Annotated in this window: 18 protein-coding genes, 1 tRNA gene and 1 other RNA gene; 8 read left to right on the top strand and 12 right to left on the bottom strand. The window is 71.3% G+C overall.

What is annotated here, in order from left to right; translation table 11 throughout:
- Positions 1–20: 20 nt before the first annotated feature.
- The 3 genes from ACZBH1_RS15590 to ACZBH1_RS15580 all read right to left on the bottom strand — a co-directional run bounded on the left by ACZBH1_RS15590 (position 21) and on the right by ACZBH1_RS15580 (position 3218).
- A complete protein-coding gene (locus ACZBH1_RS15590) occupies positions 21–716 on the bottom strand; it encodes a coenzyme F420-0:L-glutamate ligase (RefSeq protein WP_336398040.1) in 696 nt (231 codons plus the stop codon).
- Complete coding sequence (locus tag ACZBH1_RS15585; protein WP_378880917.1) at positions 713–2053, bottom strand: RNA polymerase sigma factor; 1341 nt, start codon at positions 2051–2053, stop codon at positions 713–715. Before ACZBH1_RS15585 ends, ACZBH1_RS15590 begins: the two co-directional genes overlap by 4 nt.
- A gap of 244 nt (positions 2054–2297) precedes the next feature.
- Positions 2298–3218, bottom strand: coding sequence for a PAC2 family protein (locus ACZBH1_RS15580; RefSeq protein ID WP_336398041.1), 921 nt, complete (start codon positions 3216–3218; stop codon positions 2298–2300).
- Positions 3219–3345: 127 nt separating this feature from the next.
- Between ACZBH1_RS15580 and ACZBH1_RS15575 the strand changes: the two genes are divergently transcribed.
- The 3 genes from ACZBH1_RS15575 to sucB all read left to right on the top strand — a co-directional run bounded on the left by ACZBH1_RS15575 (position 3346) and on the right by sucB (position 8137).
- Positions 3346–4833 (top strand): leucyl aminopeptidase, encoded by a 1488-nt coding sequence (locus tag ACZBH1_RS15575; protein ID WP_463646895.1) that lies wholly within the window; start codon positions 3346–3348, stop codon positions 4831–4833.
- Positions 4830–6203, top strand: coding sequence for a dihydrolipoyl dehydrogenase (lpdA, locus tag ACZBH1_RS15570; protein WP_463646894.1), 1374 nt, complete (start codon positions 4830–4832; stop codon positions 6201–6203). Before ACZBH1_RS15575 ends, lpdA begins: the two co-directional genes overlap by 4 nt.
- Positions 6204–6265: 62 nt before the next feature.
- Positions 6266–8137 carry a 2-oxoglutarate dehydrogenase, E2 component, dihydrolipoamide succinyltransferase gene (gene sucB, locus ACZBH1_RS15565; protein WP_463646893.1) on the top strand — a complete coding sequence of 624 codons (1872 nt, stop codon included), beginning with the start codon at positions 6266–6268 and terminating at the stop codon, positions 8135–8137.
- Between the two features lie 17 nt (positions 8138–8154).
- Here sucB and ACZBH1_RS15560 read toward each other — a convergent pair whose 3' ends face one another.
- Positions 8155–9510 (bottom strand): hypothetical protein, encoded by a 1356-nt coding sequence (locus tag ACZBH1_RS15560; protein WP_463646892.1) that lies wholly within the window; start codon positions 9508–9510, stop codon positions 8155–8157.
- A gap of 121 nt (positions 9511–9631) precedes the next feature.
- Between ACZBH1_RS15560 and ACZBH1_RS15555 the strand changes: the two genes are divergently transcribed.
- Entirely contained in the window at positions 9632–10342 is a 711-nt protein-coding gene (locus tag ACZBH1_RS15555) for a DUF4191 family protein (RefSeq protein ID WP_336397119.1), read from the top strand.
- 16 nt (positions 10343–10358) lie between these two features.
- Here the strand turns inward: ACZBH1_RS15555 and ACZBH1_RS15550 are convergent, their stop codons facing one another.
- The gene (locus tag ACZBH1_RS15550) at positions 10359–10751 is read right to left on the bottom strand and encodes an RDD family protein (RefSeq protein WP_336397118.1); all 393 of its coding nucleotides are present in this window, start codon (positions 10749–10751) and stop codon (positions 10359–10361) included.
- A 132-nt stretch (positions 10752–10883) separates the two neighbouring features.
- Here ACZBH1_RS15550 and glnA (ACZBH1_RS15545) point away from each other — a divergent pair, with 132 nt between their 5' ends.
- Together glnA (ACZBH1_RS15545) and ACZBH1_RS15540 are read left to right on the top strand one after the other, a co-directional pair.
- Positions 10884–12308, top strand: a complete 1425-nt coding sequence (gene glnA, locus ACZBH1_RS15545) for a type I glutamate--ammonia ligase (protein ID WP_336397117.1) — start codon at positions 10884–10886, stop codon at positions 12306–12308.
- Positions 12309–12552: 244 nt separating this feature from the next.
- On the top strand, positions 12553–13194 hold the full coding sequence (locus tag ACZBH1_RS15540) for a peptidase M23 (protein ID WP_463646891.1): 642 nt from the start codon (positions 12553–12555) through the stop codon (positions 13192–13194).
- A 33-nt stretch (positions 13195–13227) separates the two neighbouring features.
- Here ACZBH1_RS15540 and ACZBH1_RS15535 read toward each other — a convergent pair whose 3' ends face one another.
- Genes ACZBH1_RS15535 through ACZBH1_RS15525 form a run of 3 tightly spaced genes read right to left on the bottom strand, consistent with a single transcriptional unit; the run spans position 13228 to position 17860 of the window.
- Positions 13228–16230: a bifunctional [glutamine synthetase] adenylyltransferase/[glutamine synthetase]-adenylyl-L-tyrosine phosphorylase gene (locus ACZBH1_RS15535; protein ID WP_463646890.1), complete on the bottom strand. Its 3003-nt coding sequence runs from the start codon at positions 16228–16230 to the stop codon at positions 13228–13230.
- Positions 16231–16243: 13 nt separating this feature from the next.
- A complete protein-coding gene (gene glnA, locus ACZBH1_RS15530; protein WP_378880943.1) occupies positions 16244–17581 on the bottom strand; it encodes a type I glutamate--ammonia ligase in 1338 nt (445 codons plus the stop codon).
- 51 nt (positions 17582–17632) lie between these two features.
- Positions 17633–17860 (bottom strand): SPOR domain-containing protein, encoded by a 228-nt coding sequence (locus ACZBH1_RS15525; RefSeq protein WP_336397113.1) that lies wholly within the window; start codon positions 17858–17860, stop codon positions 17633–17635.
- A gap of 95 nt (positions 17861–17955) precedes the next feature.
- Between ACZBH1_RS15525 and ppgK the strand changes: the two genes are divergently transcribed.
- A complete protein-coding gene (gene ppgK, locus ACZBH1_RS15520) occupies positions 17956–18720 on the top strand; it encodes a polyphosphate--glucose phosphotransferase (protein ID WP_336397112.1) in 765 nt (254 codons plus the stop codon).
- A 76-nt stretch (positions 18721–18796) separates the two neighbouring features.
- Here the strand turns inward: ppgK and rnpB are convergent.
- From rnpB to ACZBH1_RS15505, 3 genes are all read right to left on the bottom strand, one after another.
- Positions 18797–19164: RNase P RNA component class A (gene rnpB / locus ACZBH1_RS15515), an RNA gene on the bottom strand.
- Between the two features lie 46 nt (positions 19165–19210).
- Positions 19211–20938: a bifunctional 3'-5' exonuclease/DNA polymerase gene (locus tag ACZBH1_RS15510; protein ID WP_463646889.1), complete on the bottom strand. Its 1728-nt coding sequence runs from the start codon at positions 20936–20938 to the stop codon at positions 19211–19213.
- Positions 20939–20959: 21 nt separating this feature from the next.
- Positions 20960–21691 carry a zinc ribbon domain-containing protein gene (locus ACZBH1_RS15505; RefSeq protein WP_336397110.1) on the bottom strand — a complete coding sequence of 244 codons (732 nt, stop codon included), beginning with the start codon at positions 21689–21691 and terminating at the stop codon, positions 20960–20962.
- 89 nt (positions 21692–21780) lie between these two features.
- On the opposite strand from ACZBH1_RS15505, the gene ACZBH1_RS15500 reads away from it, so the two are divergent.
- The gene (locus ACZBH1_RS15500) at positions 21781–23304 is read left to right on the top strand and encodes an amino acid permease (protein WP_336397109.1); all 1524 of its coding nucleotides are present in this window, start codon (positions 21781–21783) and stop codon (positions 23302–23304) included.
- Positions 23305–23318: 14 nt separating this feature from the next.
- Here ACZBH1_RS15500 and ACZBH1_RS15495 read toward each other — a convergent pair.
- Positions 23319–23391: transfer RNA gene (locus ACZBH1_RS15495), tRNA-Val, on the bottom strand.
- Positions 23392–23492: the final 101 nt, after the last annotated feature.

Below are 23492 nucleotides of genomic sequence, written 5' to 3'. Positions count from 1 at the left end.
CGCCTTTCGCGTGACGGCGGTCAGACCGCCCGGACGATGCCGAGCGGCGTGGACTGGTGCCCCTGCCCGAGCGGGTTGTCCTTGAGGATCGCGACCAGTCGCCGCTCCTGCGCCTTGTCGAGCGTGGAGCCGAGGACGTTGCCGCCGAGATCGTTGATGTCGACGACGGCGACCTCGGACACGCCGCCGAGGAGCGCCTTCAGGTGCTGTGCGACCTCGCGGGGGCGCTCGGGTCCGAGCACGACAGCCTTGTTGTACGGCGGGATCGTGCCCGACGTCGGCCCGTCGATGGCGCGGGCCTTGTCGCCGGCGATGCGGTAGAAGTCGCCCTTGCGGCCGAAGAGCTTCGTCACGGCCGAAACCGCCGCGGCGAACAGGATCCGCATCGTCCCGCACTCGCGCAGCGCCATCTCCATCGTCTCGGGCATGCCGAGGCCGATGCCGTAGGGCGTGCGCGTGACGTACCGCGAGAGGAAGAAGGCCAGCTTGCGCGGCTGGATGTCCTCCACGAGGTACGAACGGCCCTGCGTGATCGCGACGATCTTCTCGGTCACGAAGAGCAGGTCGCCCTCGCGCACCACGTCCGCCGCGTACTCGCGCACGAAGGCGTCGAGATCGTCGCCGGGCATCACGACCCGCGTGCGGATCGGGATGCGCGCGAACGACGAACCCTCGACCTGGACGGTGAGTGCCTTGCCGGCGTTCGCCTCACTCACTCGAGGTAGTCCCGGAGGGACTGCGAGCGCGACGGATGCCGCAGCTTCGCCATCGTCTTCGACTCGATCTGGCGGATGCGCTCGCGGGTGACCCCGAACGTGTCGCCGATCTGGTCGAGCGTCTTGGGCTGGCCGTCGCCGAGTCCGAAGCGCATGCGGATCACGCCGGCCTCGCGCTCGGAGAGCGAGTCGAGGAGCGACTCGAGCTGGCGCTGCAGCATCGTGAAGCCCACCGCATCCGCCGGCACGACCGCCTCGGTGTCCTCGATGAGGTCGCCGAACTCGCTGTCGCCGTCCTCACCCAGGGGCGTGTGCAGCGAGATCGGCTCGCGGCCGTACTTCTGCACCTCGATGACCTTCTCGGGGGTCATGTCGAGCTCGCGGCTGAGCTCTTCGGGCGTGGGCTCGCGACCGAGGTCCTGCAGCATCTGCCGCTGCACGCGCGCGAGCTTGTTGATGACCTCGACCATGTGCACCGGGATGCGGATGGTGCGCGCCTGGTCGGCCATGGCGCGCGTGATGGCCTGACGGATCCACCATGTCGCGTAGGTCGAGAACTTGAAGCCCTTGGTGTAGTCGAACTTCTCCACCGCGCGGATGAGACCGAGGTTGCCCTCCTGGATGAGGTCCAGGAACTGCATGCCGCGGCCGGTGTAGCGCTTGGCGAGCGACACGACGAGGCGCAGGTTGGCGCCCAGCAGGTGGCTCTTCGCGCGCTGACCGTCCCGGGCGACCCACTGCAGGTCGAGACCGAGCTGCGACGTCTTCTCGGCGGCCGACATGTGCGACAGCTTCTCTTCGGCGAACAGGCCCGCCTCGATGCGCATCGCGAGCTCGACCTCTTCGGCCGCGTTCAGCAGCGGCACCTTGCCGATCTGCTTGAGGTAGTCCTTGACCGGATCGGCGGTCGCGCCGGTGATCTGCGTCGAGTAGACGGGGACGTCGTCCTCGTCGCTCGACGAGATGACGATGGCGCCGGTCGGGAGGGGCTCGGTGAACACCGGCTTGGTGCTCTCCTCCTCGTCCTCCTCCTCGGCGGGGTTCGCGTCGTCGGCGGCAGCGGGCTTGCCCTCGGTCTTGGCGGCGGCGGTGTCGCCCGACTCCTCGTCGGCGTCGACGTCGTCGCCCTCGAGCTCGACGTCGTCGTCGAGCTCCTCGACGTCGTCCTCGAACTCGTCGTCCGACTTCTTCGCGCGCTTGGACGCCGTCTTCGGCGCGGCCTTCGCCTTCGCGCCGCCCTTCGGCGCCGCGGCCTTCGTCGCAGCCGGAGCCTTCTTCTCGTCCGACTCGGTGTCCTTCGCGGCCGAGCGAGCCTTGGTGTTCGTGCCTGGAGTCACGTTTCGCCTTTCACCGGTCGACGCGCGCCGCGCGCCTCCGGTCGGTTTCGGACACTAGTAAGACCCTTGTCAAGTCCACATCTTCGGCAGGAAGCCTGACGAAGACGGTTGACAACGGGTCAGAGCGTCTAGTATCTCATACTTGCCGTGCGCCGCCAGCATCGCCCCGCGGAGTGCGGCGCACCTCCATCGAAGGCTTCAACGCCGCGGCGCACGCGGACATTCCGCCGGGGCGGCGGTCGCGTCAGGAACCGCGCTTGTCGTCCTCGCCCGGTCGCGACGCGAGGAAGCGCTCGAGCTCCGCCGCCAGTTCGTCGGCGCTGGGCAGATCCCCCGTGTGGATCATCGGCGTGGCGAGCGTCGATCCCGCCATGTAGGCGTCGTAGCGCTCCTCGAGCCCCTGCACCATGCGGGCGAGCTCGTCGCTGCCCTCGATCTGCTCGGTCACTTTCTCGAGGTACTCGCGGTTCTCGTCGCGCAGGTCGTCCCCCGCGAAGACCAGCCCGGTCGCGACCGTGAGGCTGTCCAGCGCCGCGAGCGCCGCCGCCGGGTACTCGGTGTCGCCCAGGTAGTGAGGGATGAGCAGGACGAAGCCCGCGATGCGCACACCGGCCGCCGCGAGGCGGTACTCCAGAAGGTGGCCCGCGGTGGCGGGCACCTGCGTGTGCGGCTGCCACACCGAGTGCGCCTCCGTGAGCTCCGACCGGGTGCCGCTGACGGTCGTGCCGATCGGCCGGGTGTGCGGCACCGGCATCGGGATCGCGTGCACCCAGGTCACCGTCGACACGCCGTAGGCCTCGGTGAAGTCGAGCACCGCCGCGGCGAAGGCATCCCACGCGAAATCGGGCTCGTACCCGGCCAGCAGCAGGAAGGGCTGGCCCAGGGCGTCGTGCGCGAACGACAGCTCCAGGCGCTGCGGGCGGTAGTCGGTGAGGTGGTCCTTCTCGAAGGCGACGATCGGCCGTCGAGCACGGTAGTCGAGGAGGACGTCGTTGGAGAACACGGCCAGCGGAGACGGCGACAGCTCATCGCGGAAGTAGTCGATGACCTGGCTCACGGCGCTGCCCGCGTCCGTGAACCCGGTGAGGGCGATCACCAGCGGGAGTCCGCGCGGGACGGGCGGCGCGGAGGCCGCACGCTCGAACAGCGGGCCGGTAAGGGGCATGGTCCCATGCTACGAGCCGACCGCCGACGCCGGGTCGCTGCCATCGCGCTCAGAGCGAACACCCGTCGTCCCCGCCGGGTTGAGTCGTGCGACGGAGGAGGACCTATCGAAACCTAGGATGGACAGCATGTCGTTCCCCGACCTCGAGTACCGCACGTCACCCGTCCGAGAGTCCGAAGCCGACGCTCTTCTCCTCGCACTCCCCCCGCTCGAGGCCGACGCCCCGAACGACCTCGCGGACTGGCCGGGTCTGCGAGAGTCGCTGTCCGCGGTGGGTTTCACGGGGTCGTGCGGCGCGCTCGTCCGGGTGTACGCACCCGACAGCACGTCGATGCCGCTGGCCGTCGTGGGCACCGGCGCGAACCCGGATGCCGCGGCGCTGCGCGACGCGGTCGGCGCGGCGATCCGCTCGCTGACCGGCTTCGCCACGGTCGCCGTCGCCGCGCCGCTGGCGGATCCCGCGCTGTGGACCGCGGCGGCCGAAGGCGCCGCGCTGGGCGGCTACCGGTTCGACGGCTACAAGTCGGAGGCGCCGAAGGCCCGGGCGTCCAAGGTCATCGTGCACGGCACCGCGGATGCCGACGACGACGCGCTGCGGCTCGTGGTCGAGACCGCGACCTCGGTGGCGCTGGTGAAGGACCTCGTGAACATGCCCGCGGAGTGGCTGGGGCCCGCCGACGTCGCGGAGCGTGCGGCCCAGGCGGTGGCGGAGCTTCCCGTCACGGTCGACGTCCTCGACGAGCAGGCGCTTCGCGATCAGGGCTTCGGCGGCATCCTGGGCGTGGGGCAGGGGTCGGACCGCCCGCCGCGCCTCGTCCGCCTGCAGTACTCCCCCGACGGGGCGCGACGCCACATCGCGCTCGTGGGCAAGGGCATCACGTTCGACACCGGCGGCCTGTCGCTGAAGCCCGCCGCCTCGATGGTGGGCATGAAGTACGACATGGCGGGCGCCGCGACGGTGCTCGGCGTGCTGCGGGCCGTGGCATCCGTCTCCGCCCCCGTCAAGGTGACCGCCTGGCTGTGCCTGGCCGACAACATGCCCTCGGGTCGCGCCACCCGCCCCGGCGACGTGCTGCGGATGCTCGACGGCACGACCGTCGAGGTGCTCAACACCGACGCCGAGGGGCGCCTCGTGCTCGCCGACGGGCTCGCGGCCGCCAGCCGCGAGCGCCCCGACGTGATCGTCGACGTCGCCACGCTCACCGGCGCGATCCTGATCGCCCTCGGCACCCGGCACACCGGCGTCATGGGCGATGACGACGCCGTCGCGGCGTACCTCGCCGCCGCGGCGGAGACGGGCGAGCCGGCGTGGCAGCTGCCGCTCCCCGCCCGCATGGTCGAGGAGCTCGACTCGCCCATCGCCGACCTGCAGAACGCCAAGATCGGCGACCCTGCGGGCGGATCGCTGTTCGCAGGGCTGTTCCTGCGTCACTTCGTCGGCCGCACGGGCGACGACGCCGATGCTCCCCGGATCCCCTGGGTGCATCTGGACATCGCCGGCAGCGGGACCCACAAGGGCGCGCCGTACGGCTACACCGACAAGGGGCCGACGGCCGCCACCGTGCGCAGTCTGGTCCGCTTCGTCCTGGCAGACCTCGATGAGGAGGCACGATGACCGACCACACCTTCGATCTCGTCGTACTGGGGGGTGGCAGCGGAGGCTATGCGGCCGCGCTGCGCGCCGCCGAGCTCGGCAGGAGCGTCGCCCTCGTCGAGAAGGACAAGGTCGGCGGCACCTGCCTGCACCGCGGCTGCATCCCCACCAAGGCGCTGCTGCACGCCGCCGAGGTGGCGGACCTGACGCGGGATGCCGCGTCGGTGGGCGTGCGCGCGTCGCTCGAGGGCATCGACCCGGCGGGCGTGCGCGCGTACCGCGAAGGCATCGTGGCCAAGAAGTACAAGGGGCTCGAGGGCCTGGTGAAGGCGCGCGGCATCACCGTCGTGAACGGCGAGGGCCGGCTGGAGGCGGGGCCGGCGGTGCGCGTCGGCGACGACCTCTACCGCGGCACGGACGTCGTGCTCGCGACGGGCTCCTACAGCCGGACCCTGCCCGGACTCGAGATCGCCGGTCGGATCCTCACCAGCGAGCAGGCGCTGGAGCTCGAGGAGATCCCCCGCAGCGTCGTCATCCTCGGCGGCGGTGTCATCGGCGTGGAGTTCGCGAGCGTGTGGCGCTCCTTCGGCGCGGAGGTGACGATCGTGGAGGCGCTCGACCACCTCGTCCCCAACGAGGACGTCGCGCTGAGCAAGGGCCTCGAGCGCGCCTTCCGCCGGCGCGGCATCCAGTACTCCCTCGGAGTGCGGTTCCAGAGCGCGTCGCAGACGCCGGATGCCGTGACCGTGACGCTCGAGGACGGCAAGAGCCTCACCGCCGACCACCTGCTGGTCGCCGTCGGCCGCGGGCCGGCGACCGCGGGCCTCGGCTACGAGGAGGCGGGCGTATCCATCGAGCGGGGCTTCGTCACGGTCGACGAGCGCCTCCGCACCGGCGTGCCGCACGTGTGGGCCGTCGGCGACATCACCCCTGGCCTCCAGCTCGCGCACCGCGGGTTCCAGCAGGGCATCTTCGTCGCGGAGGAGATCGCCGGACTGTCCCCGGTCGCCATCCCGGACTCCCAGATCCCCCGCGTCACCTACAGCCACCCGGAGGTCGCCTCCGTCGGACTGACCGAGGCGCAGGCCATCGAAGCGCATGGCGCGGACGCCGTGGTGACGCACGAGTACAACCTCGCCGGGAACGGCAAGAGCGAGATCCTCGGCACCGGGGGCGTCGTCAAGGTGGTGCGATCGAAGGATGGGCCGGTCATCGGCGTCCACCTCATCGGCGACCGCGTCGGCGAGCTGATCACCGAAGGCCAGCTCGTCGTCGGGTGGGAAGCGCACCCCGAGGACATCGCCCCGTTCGTCCACGCGCACCCGACGCAGTCGGAGGCGCTCGGCGAGGCGTTCCTCGCTCTGGCGGGCAAGCCGCTGCACGCGCTGTGACCCTCCGCGCCGCCGCCCATCACTAAGCTAGATCCGATATATCTTCAGAAGGAGACTTCCTCATGAGCACATCCGTGGTCCTCCCCGCTCTCGGCGAGAGCGTGACCGAGGGAACGGTCACCCGCTGGCTCAAGAACGTCGGCGACACCGTTCAGGCCGATGAGGGCCTGCTCGAGATCTCCACGGACAAGGTGGACACCGAGATCCCCTCACCGGTCAGCGGCGTCATCGAGGAGATCCTCGTTCAGGAAGACGAGACCGTCGAGGTCGGCGCGGTGCTGGCGAAGATCGGCGACGGCTCCGGCAGCGCAGAGGCGGCACCCGCTCCCGAGGCTGCTGCCGCAGACGCCGCTCCGGCTCAGGCTTCCGCCCCCGCCCCGGCGGAGGCCCCCGCACCCGCTCCGGCGCCCGCGGCTGAGGCTCCCGCACCTGCCGCTGAGGCGCCCGCACCTGCGGCCGAGGCTGCCCCGGCGCCCGCGGGCGGCGGCAAGGACGTCGTCCTCCCCGAGCTCGGCGAGAGCGTCACCGAAGGGACCGTCACGCGCTGGCTCAAGCAGGTCGGCGACGAGGTCGCGGTCGACGAGCCGCTCCTCGAGATCTCGACCGACAAGGTCGACACCGAGATCCCTTCGCCGTTCGCCGGCACGCTGCAGGAGATCCTCGTGCAGGAGGACGAGACGGTCGCCGTCGGATCGCCGCTGGCGCGCATCGGCGAGGCGGGTGCCGCGCCGGCTCCGGCCGCCGAGGCTCCCGCGCCCGCACAGGCCGAGGCTCCCGCCGCGCCGGCACAGGCCGAGGCTCCCGCCGCGCCGGCACAGGCCGAGGCTCCCGCCGCACCGGCACAGGCCGAGGCTCCCGCACCGGCACAAGCCGAGGCGCCCGCCGCTCCGGCTCCCGCGCCGGCACAGGCCGCCCCGGCCGAGGCGCCTGCCCCGGCTCCGGCCGCTGCGCCGGCTCCCGCTGCCGCGCCGGCTCCGGCTGCGGCGCCCGCGGCATCGGCTCCGTCTCTCTCGACCGGCGAGGACAGCATCACCTACGTCACGCCGTTGGTGCGCCGCCTCGCACAGCAGCAGGGCGTCGACCTGGCGTCCGTCAAGGGCACGGGCGTCGGCGGCCGCATCCGCAAGGAGGACGTCCTGAAGGCCGCGGAGGCCGCGTCGGCTCCGGCTGCCGCGGCGCCCGCCGCGCCGGCTGCCCCCGCGCCGCTGGAGGTGTCGCCGCTGCGGGGCACCACGCAGCCCATGTCGCGTCTGCGCAAGGTTCTCGCGCAGCGCGCCGTCGAGTCGATGCAGTCGACCGCTCAGCTCACGTCCGTCGTGGAGGTCGACGTCACCAAGCTCGCGACGTTCCGCGACAAGGTGAAGGGCGACTTCCAGGCCAAGACCGGCGACAAGCTGTCGTTCCTGCCGTTCTTCGCGCTGGCCGCCGCGGAGGCCCTCCAGGCCTACCCGGTCGTCAACTCGACCGTGGACGGCGACCAGATCGTCTACCCCGCGACCGAGAACCTCTCGATCGCCGTCGACACCGAGCGGGGCCTGCTCACGCCGGTTCTGCGCGACGCGGCGACCAAGAACCTCGCCCAGATCGCTCGCGAGATCGCCGACCTCGCGGCTCGCACGCGTGAGAACAAGCTCAAGCCCGACGAGCTCGCCGGCGGCACGTTCACGCTGACGAACACCGGTTCGCGCGGCGCGCTCTTCGACACGCCGGTCGTGTTCCTTCCGCAGACGGCCATCCTCGGCACCGGTGTCGTCGTCAAGCGGCCCGGCGTGGTGACGGTCGACGGCAAGGACGCCATCTCGGTGCGCTCCTACGTGTACCTGGCGCTCTCGTACGACCACCGCGTGATCGACGGCGCCGACGCGGCGCGCTTCCTCGGCGCCGTGAAGTCTCGCCTGGAGGCCGCGCAGTTCGAGGGCCAGCTCGGCATCTGATCCCGCGCCCCCAGGGTCTACGGCTGCTGCGCGACGTCACGGACGTCGCGCAGCAGCCATTTCTCCTCGTGGCGCAGGATCACCACGAGCTGCGACGGGATGCCGCCCTCGTCCGGGTGCACTCGCACGACCGCGAGGTCTCCGAAGTCGTCGAGCATCGTGACCGTGCGCTCGTCCGCCGGCAGGTCGATGGCGCCGTCGGCGATCGCAGCGCCATCGACGACGACCCTGCGCAGGCACTCCGCATCGGCTCCGCAGGCCAGCCTGGCGTCGAGCAGTCCACCCGCGATCGCGGCGAGGTCGGCCGGCGCCGCGGCCGGCGCGGCCGGCGCCTCCGCGTCGGTGCCCGGCGAGGCGCCGACGTCCTCGACCGAGTCCGCATCCGGCCCGGCGGCGGGGGCGGCGACCTGCGTCCCGGCGCCCGCCGTCGCAGCCGGCGTCGACGCGGCCGGTCCGCCGGTGGCCACGACGTCGGCGGATGGCCACAGGGCACCACCCGCCAGCACGGCGGCCGCGACGGCACCGGCCACCAGCCACGGCGCCCGGCGGGAGGTGGCCCGAGCCGGCCGATCCCCCGGCCTCACCCGCCGCCATACGGCCGTGGTCGCGCGCGAGACGGTGTCGGCGAGCTCCTCGTCGACGCCGCGGAGCAGCGATTGCCACATCGAGCGCGGCGGCGGCTCATGCACGACGCGTGGGCGCTCACCCGCGGCGCTGCTGCGCGCCATGCCCTCCGACGCTCTGCGCGGGCTCAGGCTCACCGTGACGAGGGACTCCGCTGGTGAGAGCGCGAACAGGGCGTCCTCGGCCGCGGCGAGCTCGGCGACCGATACCCGGTCCGCCCCGAGGGTGCGCACCGCGGTGTCCCACGTCCGCTGCATGACGGGGGGTGGGGTGACCCGTTCGAGGACCGCCACCGATGCGTCGAGCGCACGGGGGTCGGAGGCATCCGTGGCCAGCACCGGGCGACCGGCGTCGTCGAGCCACCACTGGCCGCCCGTCTCGGCCACGCCCGCCAGCTGAGCGCAGCCGCGCAGCACGCTGACACCGAGCGTCACCGCCTCGCCGGGGCTGAGCGGCATCCGCTCCTGACGGCGGCGGACGAAGTCGTCCAGTCGCTCGAGGCACACCGGGAGGACCGCATCGTGCCCGCCCGCGCGCCGGGTGACGTCGAGCGCGGCGAGCACGTGACCTTCCGGATCCGCCTCCCATCCGGCCCAGTCGGTTCCGAGGACCGCGGCATCGACCAGGATGCGGGAGGCGCCGTCGTCTGTGCGGACCAGGGTTCCGGGCCATGGGCCGTCCTCGTGCGCGCGCACGGCGCGTACGGCGCGGTAGGCCCGGCCCAGCGGCGCGTCATCGGTGTCCACCATCCCAGCGTGGTCGTGCGCGCGGAGTGACGCGCTGCGAGCGGACGCCTCTGTGGACGAACGCCTTCAGCGCGGGTGTGGGGAGGAGCCGAGAAGGCACGCGCGAAAAGGTAGGCTGGAGGGCATGGCCGCGCGCAGTTCCGCCCCCGAGAAACGCCCTGGATTCTTCTCCCAGGTCCGCACCCTGTACACCTTCACGCAGAAGGAGTTCCGCTGGCTGCCGTTCCTGCTGATCGGCATCCTGCTCCTCGGCATCGCGGTGGGTGTGGCGATCGGGTTCCTCATCCCGCCGGTCGCGATCTGGAGCGTGATCCTCTGGGGTCTCACCGGCCTGATGCTCGGCGTGCTGGCGTCCATGATGACGATGACGCGCCTGTCGACCCAGGCGATGTACAAGAAGATCGACGGGATGCCGGGCGCCACCGGCCACGTCCTGTCCAGCTCGCTCGGCCGCAAGTGGTCGGCGAGCGAGATGCCGGTGGGCATCAACCCCAAGACGCAGGAGGCCGTGTACCGCGCGGTCGGACGCGGTGGCGTGGTCATCGTCGGCGAGGGGGCCCGCGGCCGGCTGACCCGCCTCGTCAACGACGAGCGCTCGAAGGTCCAGCGCGTGGCCGCCGGAGTGCCGGTGACCGTCTTCTACGTCGGCCACGGTGACGGCGAGGTCCCCATCGCGAAGCTCGCCCCCGCCATCAAGGCGCTGCCGAAGAAGATCGACCGCGCCACCATGGCCGCCGTCATCAAGCGCATCGACTCGGTCTCGCAGTCGCTGTCGTCGCTGCCCATCCCGAAGGGGATCGATCCGACGAAGGTGCGCGCGCCGCGCCCGCGCTGACCGCGCGGGGCCGCGGTCAGGCGCGGACGAGGACCGTCCCGGCGGCCTTGTCGTGGAGTCCTCGCTGGTCGGCGTCCCAGATGACGGCCGGGATGACGACGATCAGCAGCGCCGTGCGCACGACGGGCCGCCACAGGCCCACCCACGCGCCGTCCAGCCGCACCAGTCGCAGGCCGAAGAGCCGGTGACCCGGGCTCCCCTGCAGGGTCGGCAGGAAGACGAGCTGGATCGCGGCGAACAGCGCCAAGATCGCCAGCGGATCCCAGCCGAAGAAGCCCGAGATCAGGTACGCGGCGCCGTAGTCGATGAACAGCGCACCCACCCGTCGGCCGAGCCGGCCGATGGATCCCGTGCCCTCGCGGGGCAGTCCGAGCCGTTCTCCGGGGTAATCCTGCGTGCTCTGCGTCACGGGACAAGCGTATCCAGGTCCCCGTAACATGCCGGAAACACGAGTGATACTGCCGGGCAATCCCCTTTGGGTAGCTTGCCTGCAAGCCCGACCCGCACGGGCGGTTCCGAATGCCCTACCTCTGGAGTCTTCATGTTCAAAGATTCATCCGAGGTGCTGAAGTACATCAAGGATGAGGACGTCAAGTTCCTCGACATCCGTTTCACGGACCTTCCTGGCGTGCAGCAGCACTTCAACATCCCGGCCTCCACCGTCGACGAAGAGTTCTTCACGGTCGGCCAGCTGTTCGACGGCTCCTCCATCCGGGGATTCGCGAACATCCACGAATCTGACATGCAGCTCATCCCCGACGTGTCGACGGCGTACCTCGACCCGTTCCGCGAGGCGAAGACGCTCGTCATGGTCTTCGACATCTACAACCCGCGCAACGGCGAGATCTACGCCAAGGACCCGCGCCAGGTCGCCAAGAAGGCCGAGAAGTACCTCGCGTCGACCGGGATCGCCGACACCGCGTTCTTCGCCCCCGAGGCCGAGTTCTACATCTTCGACGACGTCCGCTACGAGGTGAAGCAGAACTCCAGCTTCTACTCGGTGGACTCCGAGGAGGGCGCCTGGAACACCGGCCGCGTCGAGGACGGCGGCAACCTCGCGAACAAGACCCCGTACAAGGGAGGCTACTTCCCCGTCTCGCCGGTCGACAAGACCGCCGACCTGCGCGACGACATCAGCCTCCGCCTCATCGAGTCGGGCCTGCACCTCGAGCGTGCCCACCACGAGGTCGGCACCGGTGGCCAGCAGGAGATCAACTACCGCTTCGACACCATGGTGCACGCGGCCGACGACATCCTGAAGTTCAAGTACATCGTCAAGAACGTGGCCAACGAGTGGGGCAAGGTCGCGACCTTCATGCCCAAGCCGCTCTTCGGCGACAACGGCTCGGGCATGCACACCCACCAGTCGCTGTGGCTCGAGGGCAAGCCTCTCTTCTACGACGAGAAGGGCTACGCACAGCTCTCCGACACCGCCCGCTGGTACATCGGCGGCATCCTGGCCCACGCGCCGGCGCTGCTGGCGTTCACCAACCCGACGCTGAACTCCTACAAGCGTCTGGTGAAGGGCTACGAGGCACCGGTCAACCTGGTGTACTCGGCCGGAAACCGCTCGGCGGCCATCCGCATCCCGATCACCGGCTCGAACCCGAAGGCCAAGCGCATCGAGTTCCGCGCGCCGGACGCGTCGGGCAACCCCTACCTCGCCTTCGCGGCGCAGCTCATGGCGGGCCTGGACGGCATCCAGAACCGCATCGAGCCGCACGAGCCCGTCGACAAGGACCTGTACGAGCTTCCCCCCGAGGAGGCCAAGAACATCCCGCAGGTCCCGAACTCGCTGCTCGACTCGCTCGAGGCGCTGCGCGCCGACCACGAGTTCCTGCTGAAGGGCGGCGTGTTCACGCCCGAGCTCATCGAGACGTGGATCGAGTACAAGATCGAGAACGAGATCCAGCCGCTCAACGCGCGTCCGCACCCGTTCGAGTACGAGCTGTACTTCGGCGTCTGACGTTCCAGCACGCGAGAGAGCCCTGGGAGACCGGGGCTCTTTCGCGTGGCTGACGGATGCCGTGACCCGGCGCGCGTGCTTATGCTGAACGGGCGCACCCGCGCCTCGTGACGAAAGCGAATCTCCGATGCCGACCGGCCGCTCCACACCGACGCGACGACGTCGCGCGCGCCGGCCGAAGGCGAAGACCTCGAAGGCGTCGGCGCGGCGGCGCATGGCGCGTGCCCGCCGCCGAGGCCGGTCCGTGCGGCGAGCCGGTGCCGCGGTCGCGATCGCGGTGACGGTCGCGGTGGTGCTCGCGGCAGCCGTGCTGCTCGGCGGCGGCGTGCTGGCCGGGGCGTTCGGCAGGGCCTTCGCCGCCGACGGTCGCGCACCGGCCCTCCCCGTGCCGCCGGCCGCGATCGCCGAACCCGCTGTCGCCGGCTACGGGCTCGAGCAGCTGGCCAACGCGTGCACCATCCTCGCCGCCGGCCGGGACCTCGGGTTCGACGAACGAGACCAGACCATCGCCGTGATGACCGCGATGGGCGAATCGTCGCTGCGCAACATCGACTACGGCGACTGGGAGACCAGCGGGGTGACCAACCCCGACGGCTCGCGCACCACGTCCATCGGCCTGTTCCAGCAGCAGGACTCCTGGGGGACCCGCGAGGCCCGACTCGACCCGTACACCGCAGCAGGCGTCTTCTATCGGGCGATGGCCGCGCGCGTTCCCGACAGGGCAGCGCTGGAGCCGACGCTCGTCGCCCACCGCACCCAGGTCAACAAGGACCCGTACCACTATGCGCGGTACTGGGACCGCGCCGTCCGCGTGGTGGCGGCCCTAGAGGGCGCTCGGCTGGACGGCGACCGCATCGACGGCATCCCGCTCTGTCCTGGCTCCTGAAGCTCGCGGCCGGCGCAGACTGCGGCCCGGCCCCTATCCGTAGAAGAGCTTCTCGAAGACGCGGCGTGCGCGACGAGTGGTGCCGAGATAGTCCTCTTCGACCCGCGTGGCCGACCGCGGCGGGTACTCGAGGAGGCGGCCGATCCCGTCGAGCTTCTTCCGGTCGACCGGCAGGACGTCGCTGGTCTGCCCGGACAGCAGGGTGTTCGCCGAGCGGAGCCGGCTGGACAGGCGCCAGGCGTCGGTGAGCCGGTCGGCCGCGCTCGTCGGGATGAGACCCGCCGTCTCGGCCGCACGGAGCGCGCGCAGCGTGGACGTCGTGCGCATCTCGGGGACGGCGTGCGCGTGCTGCAGCTGGAGCAGCTGCACCAGCCACTCGACATCGCTGAGCGAACCGCGGCCCAGCTTCAGATGCCGCGACGGATCGACGCCCTGCGGGAGGCGCTCGCTCTCGACCCGCGCCTTGATCCGCTTGATCTCGCGGACCGCGGCCGCGTCGATGCGCTCGGGGTAGCGCACCTGGTCGATGAGACTCGTGAAGTCGGCGATCAGCTTGACGCTCCCCGCGACGCCGCGCGCCCGCAACAGCGCCTGCGCCTCCCACGGCAGCGCCCAGCGCCGGTAGTACTCGGCGTACGCCTCGAGCGAGCGCGCGAGCGGTCCGTTGCGTCCCTCCGGACGCAGGTCGGCGTCCAGCTCGAGCGGAACACGGTGGTCCTCCGAGTGCGTCCGCAGCGCCGCGACGAGCTTCAGCGCGAGCTCGTGCGCCCGCTGGGGGTCGACGCCGTTCGCCCGGTAGACGTACATGACGTCCGCGTCCGAGCCGAAGCCGAGTTCGGCTCCGCCGAAGCGGCCCATGGCGATCACGGAGAAGTCGAGCGCCTCGTCCTCCGGCGGCACCACCTCGCGGCGCACCGCGCGCAGGGTCGCCTGGATCGTCACCTCGGTGATCGTGGTGAGCGCCTCGGCCAGCTCCTCGATCGTCATCGTTCCGAGAATGGCGCCCATCGCCACGCGCAGCTGCTCCCGCCGCCGCAGCGCGCGCACCGCGCGCATGGCGTCGAGCGTGGTGGCGTGGCGCGTCTGGATCGCGCGCGCCTCCTGCTGCAGCACCGCGCCCGACCGAGGGCGCAGCAGCTCGGGATCGTCGAGCCAGGCTGCGGATTCCGGGATCCACTCGATCAGCTCGCCCACGTAACGGGACCCCGAGAGGACGCGCGAGAGGCTCTCGGCGGCCCCCGACGAGTCCCGCAGCATCCGCAGGAACCAGTGGGTGTCGCCGAGCCGCTCACTCAGTCGGCGGAATGCGAGCAGTCCGTAGTCCGGATCCGCGCCGTCGGCGAACCATCGGATCATGACGGGCATGAGGTGTCGCTGGATCGTCGCCTTGCGGCTGAGGCCGCTGGTCAGGGCGGCGATGTGGCGCAGCGCGCCGGCGGGATCGGTGAAGCCGATCGCCGCGAGCCGGTCGTGCGCCTGCTCCGTGGAGAGCGCGCGCTCGTCGGCGGGCAGCGCGGCCACCGCGGACAGCAGCGGACGGTAGAACAGCCGGACGTGGATGTCGCGCACCTCGCGCTTGACGGACTCCCACAGCGACCAGACGCCGTTGCCGCTGTCGGCGAGCCCGCTGGCCCGCGCGAGGACGCGAAGGTCCTCCGGGCGCTGCGGCATGAGGTGCGTGCGGCGCAGCTGGCGCAGCTGCACACGGTGCTCGAGGAGTCGCAGCACACGATAGTCCCGGGAGAACGCGGATGCCTCGGCCCGGCCGATGTAGCCCTCGGTCACCAGTGCGGCGAGGGCGTCGAGGGTGCCGCGCTGGCGGATGCGGTCGTCCGTCAGCCCGTGGACGAGCTGCAGGAGCTGCACGGTGAACTCGATGTCGCGGATGCCGCCGGGACCGAGCTTGAGCTGGTACGGCACATCCGCGGCGGGGATGTGCTCGGTGACGCGTTCCCGCATCCGCTGCACGCTGTCGACGAAGTTCTCGCGCGCCGCGCTGGTCCACACCTTGGGCTGGACGGCCTCGGTGTACGCGCGCCCGAGCGCCTCGTCGCCGGCGATGGGTCGCGCCTTGAGCAGCGCCTGGAACTCCCAGCTCTTGGCCCAGCGGTCGTAGTACGCCAGATGCGAGTCCAGCGTCCGCACCAGCGCTCCCTGCTTGCCCTCCGGGCGCAGGTTGGCGTCGACCTCCCACAGCGGCGGCTCGATCTCGACCCCGCTGATGCCGCGCATCGTCTGCACGGCCAGTCGCGTGGCGATGTCGACGATCCTGCTCTCCCCCAGTTCCTGGACGGCCTCGTCATCACCGCCGGCGACGAAGATCACGTCGACGTCGCTGACATAGTTCAGCTCGCGGGCACCGGTCTTGCCCATGCCGATGATCGCGAGCTCGGTGCGCGCCACCTGGTCGCGCGGAAAGAGCCCCGCCCCCACCGCGCCGCCGGACACCCGCGTGCGGGCGACGGCGAGGGATGCCTCCAGCGCGGCGCCCGCGGCATCCGCCAGCCGCGCCGACACGCTGGCGATCTCGTCGACGGGTGCAGGACTGAGCAGGTCGTATGCCGCGATGCGTGCCAGCATCCGCCGATAGCGCACGCGCAGCGCCACCCAGGCGCTCTCGCCGCCCTCTGCGGCGAAGCCGTCCACCGCTCCCACCGACTCCAGCAGCGTCTCGCGCAGCTCTGCGCCGGTGGGAAGGCGTTCGCCCGCGGCGGCGAGCTCGTCGACCTCCGCGGGATGACGCAGGAAGAACTCGCCGAAGCCCGTCGATGCGCCCAGGAGCGCCCACAGGGCGCGCCAGGCGGCCGGATGCTCGCGGGCGCGCCGGACGGGGTCGGAGTCGCGGCGTGCCAGGCGGGTCACCCCGAACAGCGCCTCATCGGGGTCGGCTGCGTGCGAAGCGGCGTCGAGGACGTCGCTGCGCGGCGCGCCGATGAGCTCGGACAGCTCCTCGAGCAGCGCCTCGGCCTCGGTGAGCCGGCTGAAACCCAATCGCGCGAGAGGGGTGAGGGATGCCGGACGTTCGCTCGCGGACATGCCTCGACCGGCCTCAGAGCATCTCGAGGTTGCTCTTGAGCTCGAAGGGGGTCACCTGGGAGCGGTACTCCTGCCACTCGCGCCGCTTGTTCAGCAGCACGTAGTTGAAGACCTGCTCGCCCAGCGTCTCGGCGACGAGCTCCGACTCCTCCATGTACTCCAGCGCGTGGTCCAGGCTCGCCGGCAGCGGCGCATAGCCCAGCGCCCGTCGCTCGGCATCCGTCAGCGACCAGACGTTGTCCTCCGCCTCGGCGGGAAGCTCGTACTCGCCCTCGATGCCCTTGAGGCCCGCGGCGAGCATGAGCGCGAAGGACAGGTACGGATTCGCGGCCGAGTCGAGGGCGCGGTACTCCACGCGCGACGACTGCCCCTTGTTGGGCTTGTACAGCGGCACGCGCACCAGCGCCGAGCGGTTGTTGTGGCCCCAGCAGATGAAGCTCGGGGCCTCGTCGCCGCCCCACAGCCTCTTGTAGGAGTTCACGAACTGGTTGGTGACCGCCGAGATCTCGTTCGCATGGCGCAGCAGCCCGGCGATGAACTGGCGGCCGACCTTCGACAGCTGGTACTGCGCGCCCTCTTCGTAGAACGCGTTGACGTCGCCCTCGAAGAGCGACATGTGCGTGTGCATGCCGCTGCCGGGCTTGCCGGTCATCGGCTTGGGCATGAACGTCGCGTAGACGCCCTGCTCGATCGCGACCTCCTTGATGACCGTGCGGAAGGTCATGATGTTGTCGGCGGTCGTGAGAGCGTCGGCGTAGCGCAGGTCGATCTCGTTCTGTCCCGGGCCGCCCTCGTGGTGGCTGAACTCGACCGAGATGCCGAGGTCCTCGAGCATCCGCACCGAGCGACGCCGGAAGTCGTGGGCGGTCCCGCCCGGCACGTTGTCGAAGTAGCCGGCGGAGTCCACCGGCTCGGGCCCCTCGGCGCCGAACGCCGACGACTTCAGGAGGTAGAACTCGATCTCGGGGTGTGTGTAGAAGGTGAATCCGGCATCGGCCGCCTTCGCGAGCGTGCGCTTGAGCACGTGGCGCGGGTCGGCCACGGCCGGCTGCCCGTCGGGGGTGGTGATGTCGCAGAACATGCGCGCAGTGGGGTCGATCTCGCCGCGCCACGGCAGGGTCTGGAACGTGGTCGGGTCGGGATGCGCGAGCAGGTCGGACTCGTAGGAGCGCGTCAGGCCCTCGATGGCGGAGCCGTCGAAGCCGAGCCCCTCGCTGAAGGCGCCCTCCACCTCGGCGGGGGCGATCGCGACGGACTTCAGTGTGCCGATCACGTCGGTGAACCAGAGCCGGACGAACTTGACGCCCCGCTCCTCGATGGTCCTCAGAACGAAGTCACGCTGCTTGTCCATCGCGTCCTCTCCGGTGCCCGAACCGTCGGCAAGACCGCGGTCGAAGCCAGACTACTGGTCGTCGGCGGGCTCTCCTGACACGCCCGTGCCACCCCAGGAATCCTCGCGGGCCTCCTCCTCCGCCCACGCACGCGAGCGCCGGCGCATGACCTCGGGAGCCTCGGCGGCCTCCTCCGGAGTGTCGAAGGGACCGGCCCGGTCCACCGAGGGTGACTCGAAGCCCTTCTCGACCTCGCCGGTGCGGAGGTTGTACCAGTACTTCTCGCTGCCGTTCGTCATCGTGCGCTCCTCTGGATCGCGGGCAGTTCGCCGTCAGGTCGATCCTACTGACGGGGCGCGTCATCGTCCGGGATCACGATCGGTAGGCTGACGGCATGGCATCTGACGCGGCACGCGCCGTCGGCGTGGACATCGGCGGCACCGGCATCAAGGCGGGAATCGTCGACCTCGAGCGTGGCGAACTGATCAGCGACCGCGTGAAGGTCGCGACCCCGGAGGGAGCGCATCCGCCGGATGTCCTGGCCGCGGTGACCGAGGTGCTCTCCACGCTCGGCGTCGCCGACGACCCCTCGGTCGCACTCGGCGTGGCATTCCCCGCCATCGTCAAGCACGGGCGCACCCTGTCGGCGGCCAACGTCTCCGAGCGGTGGATCGACTTCGAGGCCGAGAAGTTCTTCGAGGACGGACTCGGTCGCGACATCCACTTCGCCAACGACGCGGATGTCGCCGGGATCGCCGAGGTGCGCTACGGTGCGGCCAAGGATCAGCCGGGTCTGACGATCCTCACCACGCTCGGCACGGGGATCGGCTCGGCACTGCTGTACGACGGCGTGCTCATCCCGAACTCCGAGCTCGGCCACGTCCAGCGGGCGGAGCACGGCAAGGACGCCGAGGCGTACGCCGCGTACTCCGCGATGGAGCGCGACGAGCTGTCGTGGGAGCAGTGGGCCGAGCGGCTGCAGTGGTACTACAGCTACATCGAGTTCCTCTTCAGCCCCGACCTGTTCGTCGTGGGCGGCGGCGTGAGCAAGCACGCCGCCAAGTTCCTGCACCTCCTGCAGCTGAAGACCCCGATCGTGCCCGCCGTGCACCGCAACAACGCCGGGATCATCGGAGCGGCCGCGCTCGCGCGCGGCTGACCCGATTCGCCGCACCCGCGCCCGGTGCGGTCGGGTCGTCCGGTCGAGCGGATCCCACGGACGAGCTCTTCGGAGGCGAATGGGCCGGCCTGTACGCCGGGTTCTGTCCGGGGGCCGAAGCCCCGTGGACGGTCATCTCTCTCGGCGACACGTTGCCGTGCCGCTCCAGCGGCCTACCCGGGGACTCGGCGGGCCGCGTCGTCATCCCCTGTCTGGCCTTGCTCCGGGCGAGGTTTGCCGTGCGGGCCGTGTCACCACGACCCCGGTGGTCTCTTACACCGCCCTTTCACCCTTACCCGGCCGTAGCCGGGCGGTCTGCTCTCTGTGGCACTGTCTCGCGGATCGCTCCGGGTGGGTGTTACCCACCGCCCTGCCCTGTGGAGCCCGGACGTTCCTCGGCGCGGAACGGAGATCCGCCCGCGACGCGACCGTCCAGCCGACCCATTCGCGTCTGGCAGTCTACCGCCGCGGTCCGTGGCCCGCCTCGGCCTCAGTCCTTCAGCGCGGTGTCGCCCACGCGCACATCGAGCGGGAAGTCGAGCGGGAAGTCTCCGAACAGCAGGCGGCCGGCGGCGGCCGCGGCATCCGTCACCGCCTGAGCGACCTCCTCGGCGTGCTCGTCGGGCGTGTGGACGATCACCTCGTCGTGGAGGAAGAGAGCCAGGTGCGGCTGTCTCGCGAACGCCGGACCCGAGCGCGGCGCCGCGTCGGCGACCGCCACCGGCGCGATCGCGGCCAGACGCGTGCGGAGGTCGGCCAGCCACGCCAGCGCCCACTCGGCGGCGGTGCCCTGGACGACGAAGTTGCGGGTGAACCGGCCGCGATCGCGCGCCCATCGCCGCGCCCGCGTCTCGTCGATACCGGATGCCTCGGCCTCGGTCGCCCGCGACTGCGCGGCCGCCCACGACGGCGACGGCGGCGGGGACGTGCGGCCCAGCCACGTCGAGACGACCCCGCCGTCCTCGCCGGTGCGCGCCGCGTCGTCGACCAGTCCCATCGCGCGGGGGTAGGCCCGCCGCAGCCGTGGGACGAGGCGCCCCGACTCGCCGGTCGTGGCGCCGTACATCGCGCCCAGCAGCGCGATCTTCGCCTCCTGCCGCGTCGCCACCGCCCCGCTGTCGACGATGCCGGCATAGAGGTCGCGCCCCCGCGCCGCCGCGGCCAGCGCCGTGTCGCGTGACATCGCGGCGAGGACCCGCGGCTCGAGCTGCGCCACATCGGCGACGACGAGGCGCCAGCCGGGATCGGCCCGCACCGCCTCTCGCAGCTGCCGCGGAAGCTGGAGCGCGCCGCCGCCCGACGACGCCCAGCGACCGGTCACCACGCCGCCGGGGACGTACACCGGCCGGAAACGTCCGTCCTCGACCCAGTCCGCCAGCCATGTCCACCCATTCGCCGAGAGCAGGCGCGAGAGCTTCTTGTACTCCAGCAGCGGCTCGATCGCGGGATGCCGCTGCTCGGCGAGCTCCCACCGGCTCGTGGACTGGACGAGCACTCCGGCGCGGTGCAGCGACCGCAGCAGCTTCGGCTGCGAGTCGAGACTCGCGGTCGGATCGCCGAGGGCTGCGCGGACGCGGGCGGCCGCTTCCGCGAGCTTCGCGGGCGGGCCTCCGCCCGCGGGCCGCTCCCCCAGCATCCTCACCAGGATCCGGTCGTGCGCCGCGGCGTCCCACGGCAGTCCGGCGGCCCGCAGCTCGCAGGCGATGAGCGCGCCCGCGGATTCCGCCGCCGTGAGCAGGCGCAGGCGGCCCGGCTCGCGGCCGCCGGCCATCGCGTCGCGCTGTCGCGCGAACTCCGACAGCGCGCTGTCCACGTCGGACGGCGGTCCGGAGGGGCGCGCGGTGCCGTCGAGCTCGAACAGCGCCGGCGGCGCGGCGTCGTCGTCGTATGGGGCCGCATCCCACTCGTGAGCACCCCGGACGGCGGCGGAGCCGTCCACCAGCACCGAGTCGCGCAGGATGGCGTGGCACAGTCGCAGGTCGTGACACCGCGCGACGCGCACGCCGTCGGAGAGCAGTCGCGGGTACCACTGGGGCGCGTCGTTCCAGACCCAGCGCGGCGCGAGGGAGGACTCCTGCGCCGCGACCCACGAGCTCAGATCGGCGTCGGGGATCCGGTGACGGCCGAGCTCCTCACCCGTCGAGCCGAGCGGGACGCCGATCGCGCCGCCGTCGGTGCGTCCGAGGACGATCCACGCGGCCGCTTCAACGCCGGCCATCGCGGCACAGCGGGCGTCGGGTCACAGACCGGACTCGTCGTCGCGCACCAGGATGCAGCCGCATTCCGGGCACGTCACCACCTCGTCCTCGGGCGCCTGGCGCAGCACCTGCAGGTCGGTGCCGGCGAGCACCATGCGGCACCCCTCGCACGTGCGGCGCCGGAGCAGGGCCGCGCCGGCGCTGCGGGCGGCCACGCGCTCGTACAGCGCCATCAGCTCGCCGGGGAGCCCGCCCGCGATCGCCGCACGGTCGCGGGTGGCGGCATCGAAGGCGGCTCCGGCCTCGGCCACGGCACGCTTGCCTTCGGCGCTGAGCTCGGCGCCCTCGGCGTTCGTCGCCGCGATGAGGCCCTCCTGCTCGGCGACGGCCGCATCGGCGAGCTCCAGCCGCTCCATGACGGACAGCTCGGCGTCCTCGAGGTCGCTCTTGCGACGCGCCAGCGCGGCCAGCTCGCTCTCGAGCCCCTGGGCCTCCTTGGCGTTGCTCGAGGAGGCGAGCCGCTGCGCGTCGCGCGCCGCCCGGGCGTCCACGACCGCGACGTCGGACTCGATGCGCGACAGCTCGGTGCGCAGATCGTCGCGCGCGCCCAGGCGGTTCGACAGCTCCGCCGAGAGCTCCTGCCGGCGGCCGAGGAGCTCCTGCACCCTCGCGGCCTGCGGCGGGTTCCGGCGGGCGTGGTCCGCCTGGCGGATGCGGGCGTCGAGCTGGGCCACCTCGACGAGGCGGCGCTGGTCTGCGGCGGTGGCTTTCACGTCACCAACCTACCCCGCGAGCCGTCGACGCCAGGAGCGGCGGGGACTAGCATTCGACGATCGGCTCCCGATGACGAAAGGCGCGAACAATGGGCGTTCTCCGCACCAAGTCCGTCGAGCGATCCATCGCCGACACCGACGAACCGGAGTACCGGCTCAAGAAGTCGCTGTCGGCGCTGGACCTCACCGTCTTCGGCATCGGCGTCGTCATCGGCGCCGGCATCTTCACCCTCACCGGCCGGGCGGCGCACGAGGTCGCCGGCCCCGCGATCGTGATCAGCTTCGTCGTCGCGGCGATCGCCTGCGCGCTCGCGGCGCTGTGCTACGCCGAGTTCGCCTCCACCGTGCCGGTGTCCGGATCGGCCTACACCTTCTCGTACTCGTCGCTGGGCGAGCTCTTCGCGTGGATCATCGGGTGGGATCTCATCCTCGAGATGTTCCTCGGCGCCAGCGTGGTCGCACAGGGCTGGAGCGCGTACCTCGGAACCCTCATGGAGCAGCTCGGTGCGCCGATCCCCGCGGAGATCGGCTACGGCGGCACGGTCGACCTCATGGCGATCCTGCTGGTGCTGGTGCTGGGCGGGCTGATGACCTTCGGCATCAAGGAGTCCCTCCGGGTCAACCTCGTCCTGGTGGCGGTGAAGATCTTCATCGTGCTGTTCGTCATCATCGCCGGCATCCTGTTCGTGAACCCCGCCAACTGGTCGCCCTTCGTGCCGGAGGCCGCGCCCCGCGAGACCGCGACCGGCCTCGGCCAGCCGCTGCTGCAGTTCCTGTCGGGCATCGAGCCGATGGCATTCGGCGTCGGCGGCATCTTCGCCGGTGCGGCGCTGGTGTTCTTCGCATACATCGGGTTCGACGTCGTGGCCACCACGGCCGAGGAGACCAGGAATCCGCAGCGGGACATGCCGATCGGCATCATCGCCTCGCTGGCGATCTGCACGGTCCTCTACTGCGCGGTCGCCCTGGTGGTCACGGGAATGGTCTCGTACGAGGAGCTCGACCCCGCCGCGGCGCTGGCGAACGCCTTCGCCTACCACGGGCAGGCGTGGATGGCGACGCTGATCTCCGCCGGCGCGGTCGCCGGCCTCACGACGGTGGTGCTGACGCTGCTGATCGGCGCGACCCGCATCATCTTCGCGATGTCGCGCGACGCGCTGCTTCCCGCGGGCCTGGCCAAGGTGCACCCGAGGTACCGCACGCCGTGGCTCATCTCGATCATCGTGACCGTCATCGTCGCGGTCGTGGCGGGTCTCACGCCGATCGGCCTCCTCGAGGAGATGGTCAACATCGGTACGCTGTCGGCCTTCGTGCTCGTGTCGGTCGGGGTCATCGTGCTGCGCCGCAAGCGGCCCGATCTCACGCGCACCTTCCGCGTGCCCTTCAGCCCCTGGCTGCCAGGACTGTCGGCGGCGGTCTGCGTCTACCTGATGCTCAACCTCACCGTCGAGACGTGGCTGCGATTCCTGGTGTGGCTCGCGATCGGCTTCGTCATCTACTTCGCCTACTCGCACCGGCACTCGAAGGTCGGTCAGCCGGGCTACGAGGAGTTCGCCCTGCCGCATGTGGTCTCGCACACGCGCGACGACAGCGACGGCGATCCGCGCCGCTGAACGTGACGGCGAAGTGGGCCCTGCCGGGGTCGAACCGACGACATCCACGGTGTAAACGTGGCGCTCTACCAGCTGAGCTAAAGGCCCGCGCGGTCAGTCTACGAGGTGCGTCCGGATCGTCGTGAACTCGCTAGGCTGGCAGCTGGTGCGTTGTGCACGGCAGACAAAGCCTGCGCCGCTCCGGTAGA

Source organism: Microbacterium sp. ZXT2-5 (genome assembly GCF_055329545.1).
Note: the sequence above shows the minus strand (reverse complement) of the source record. Positions and strands in the feature narration are given on the sequence as shown.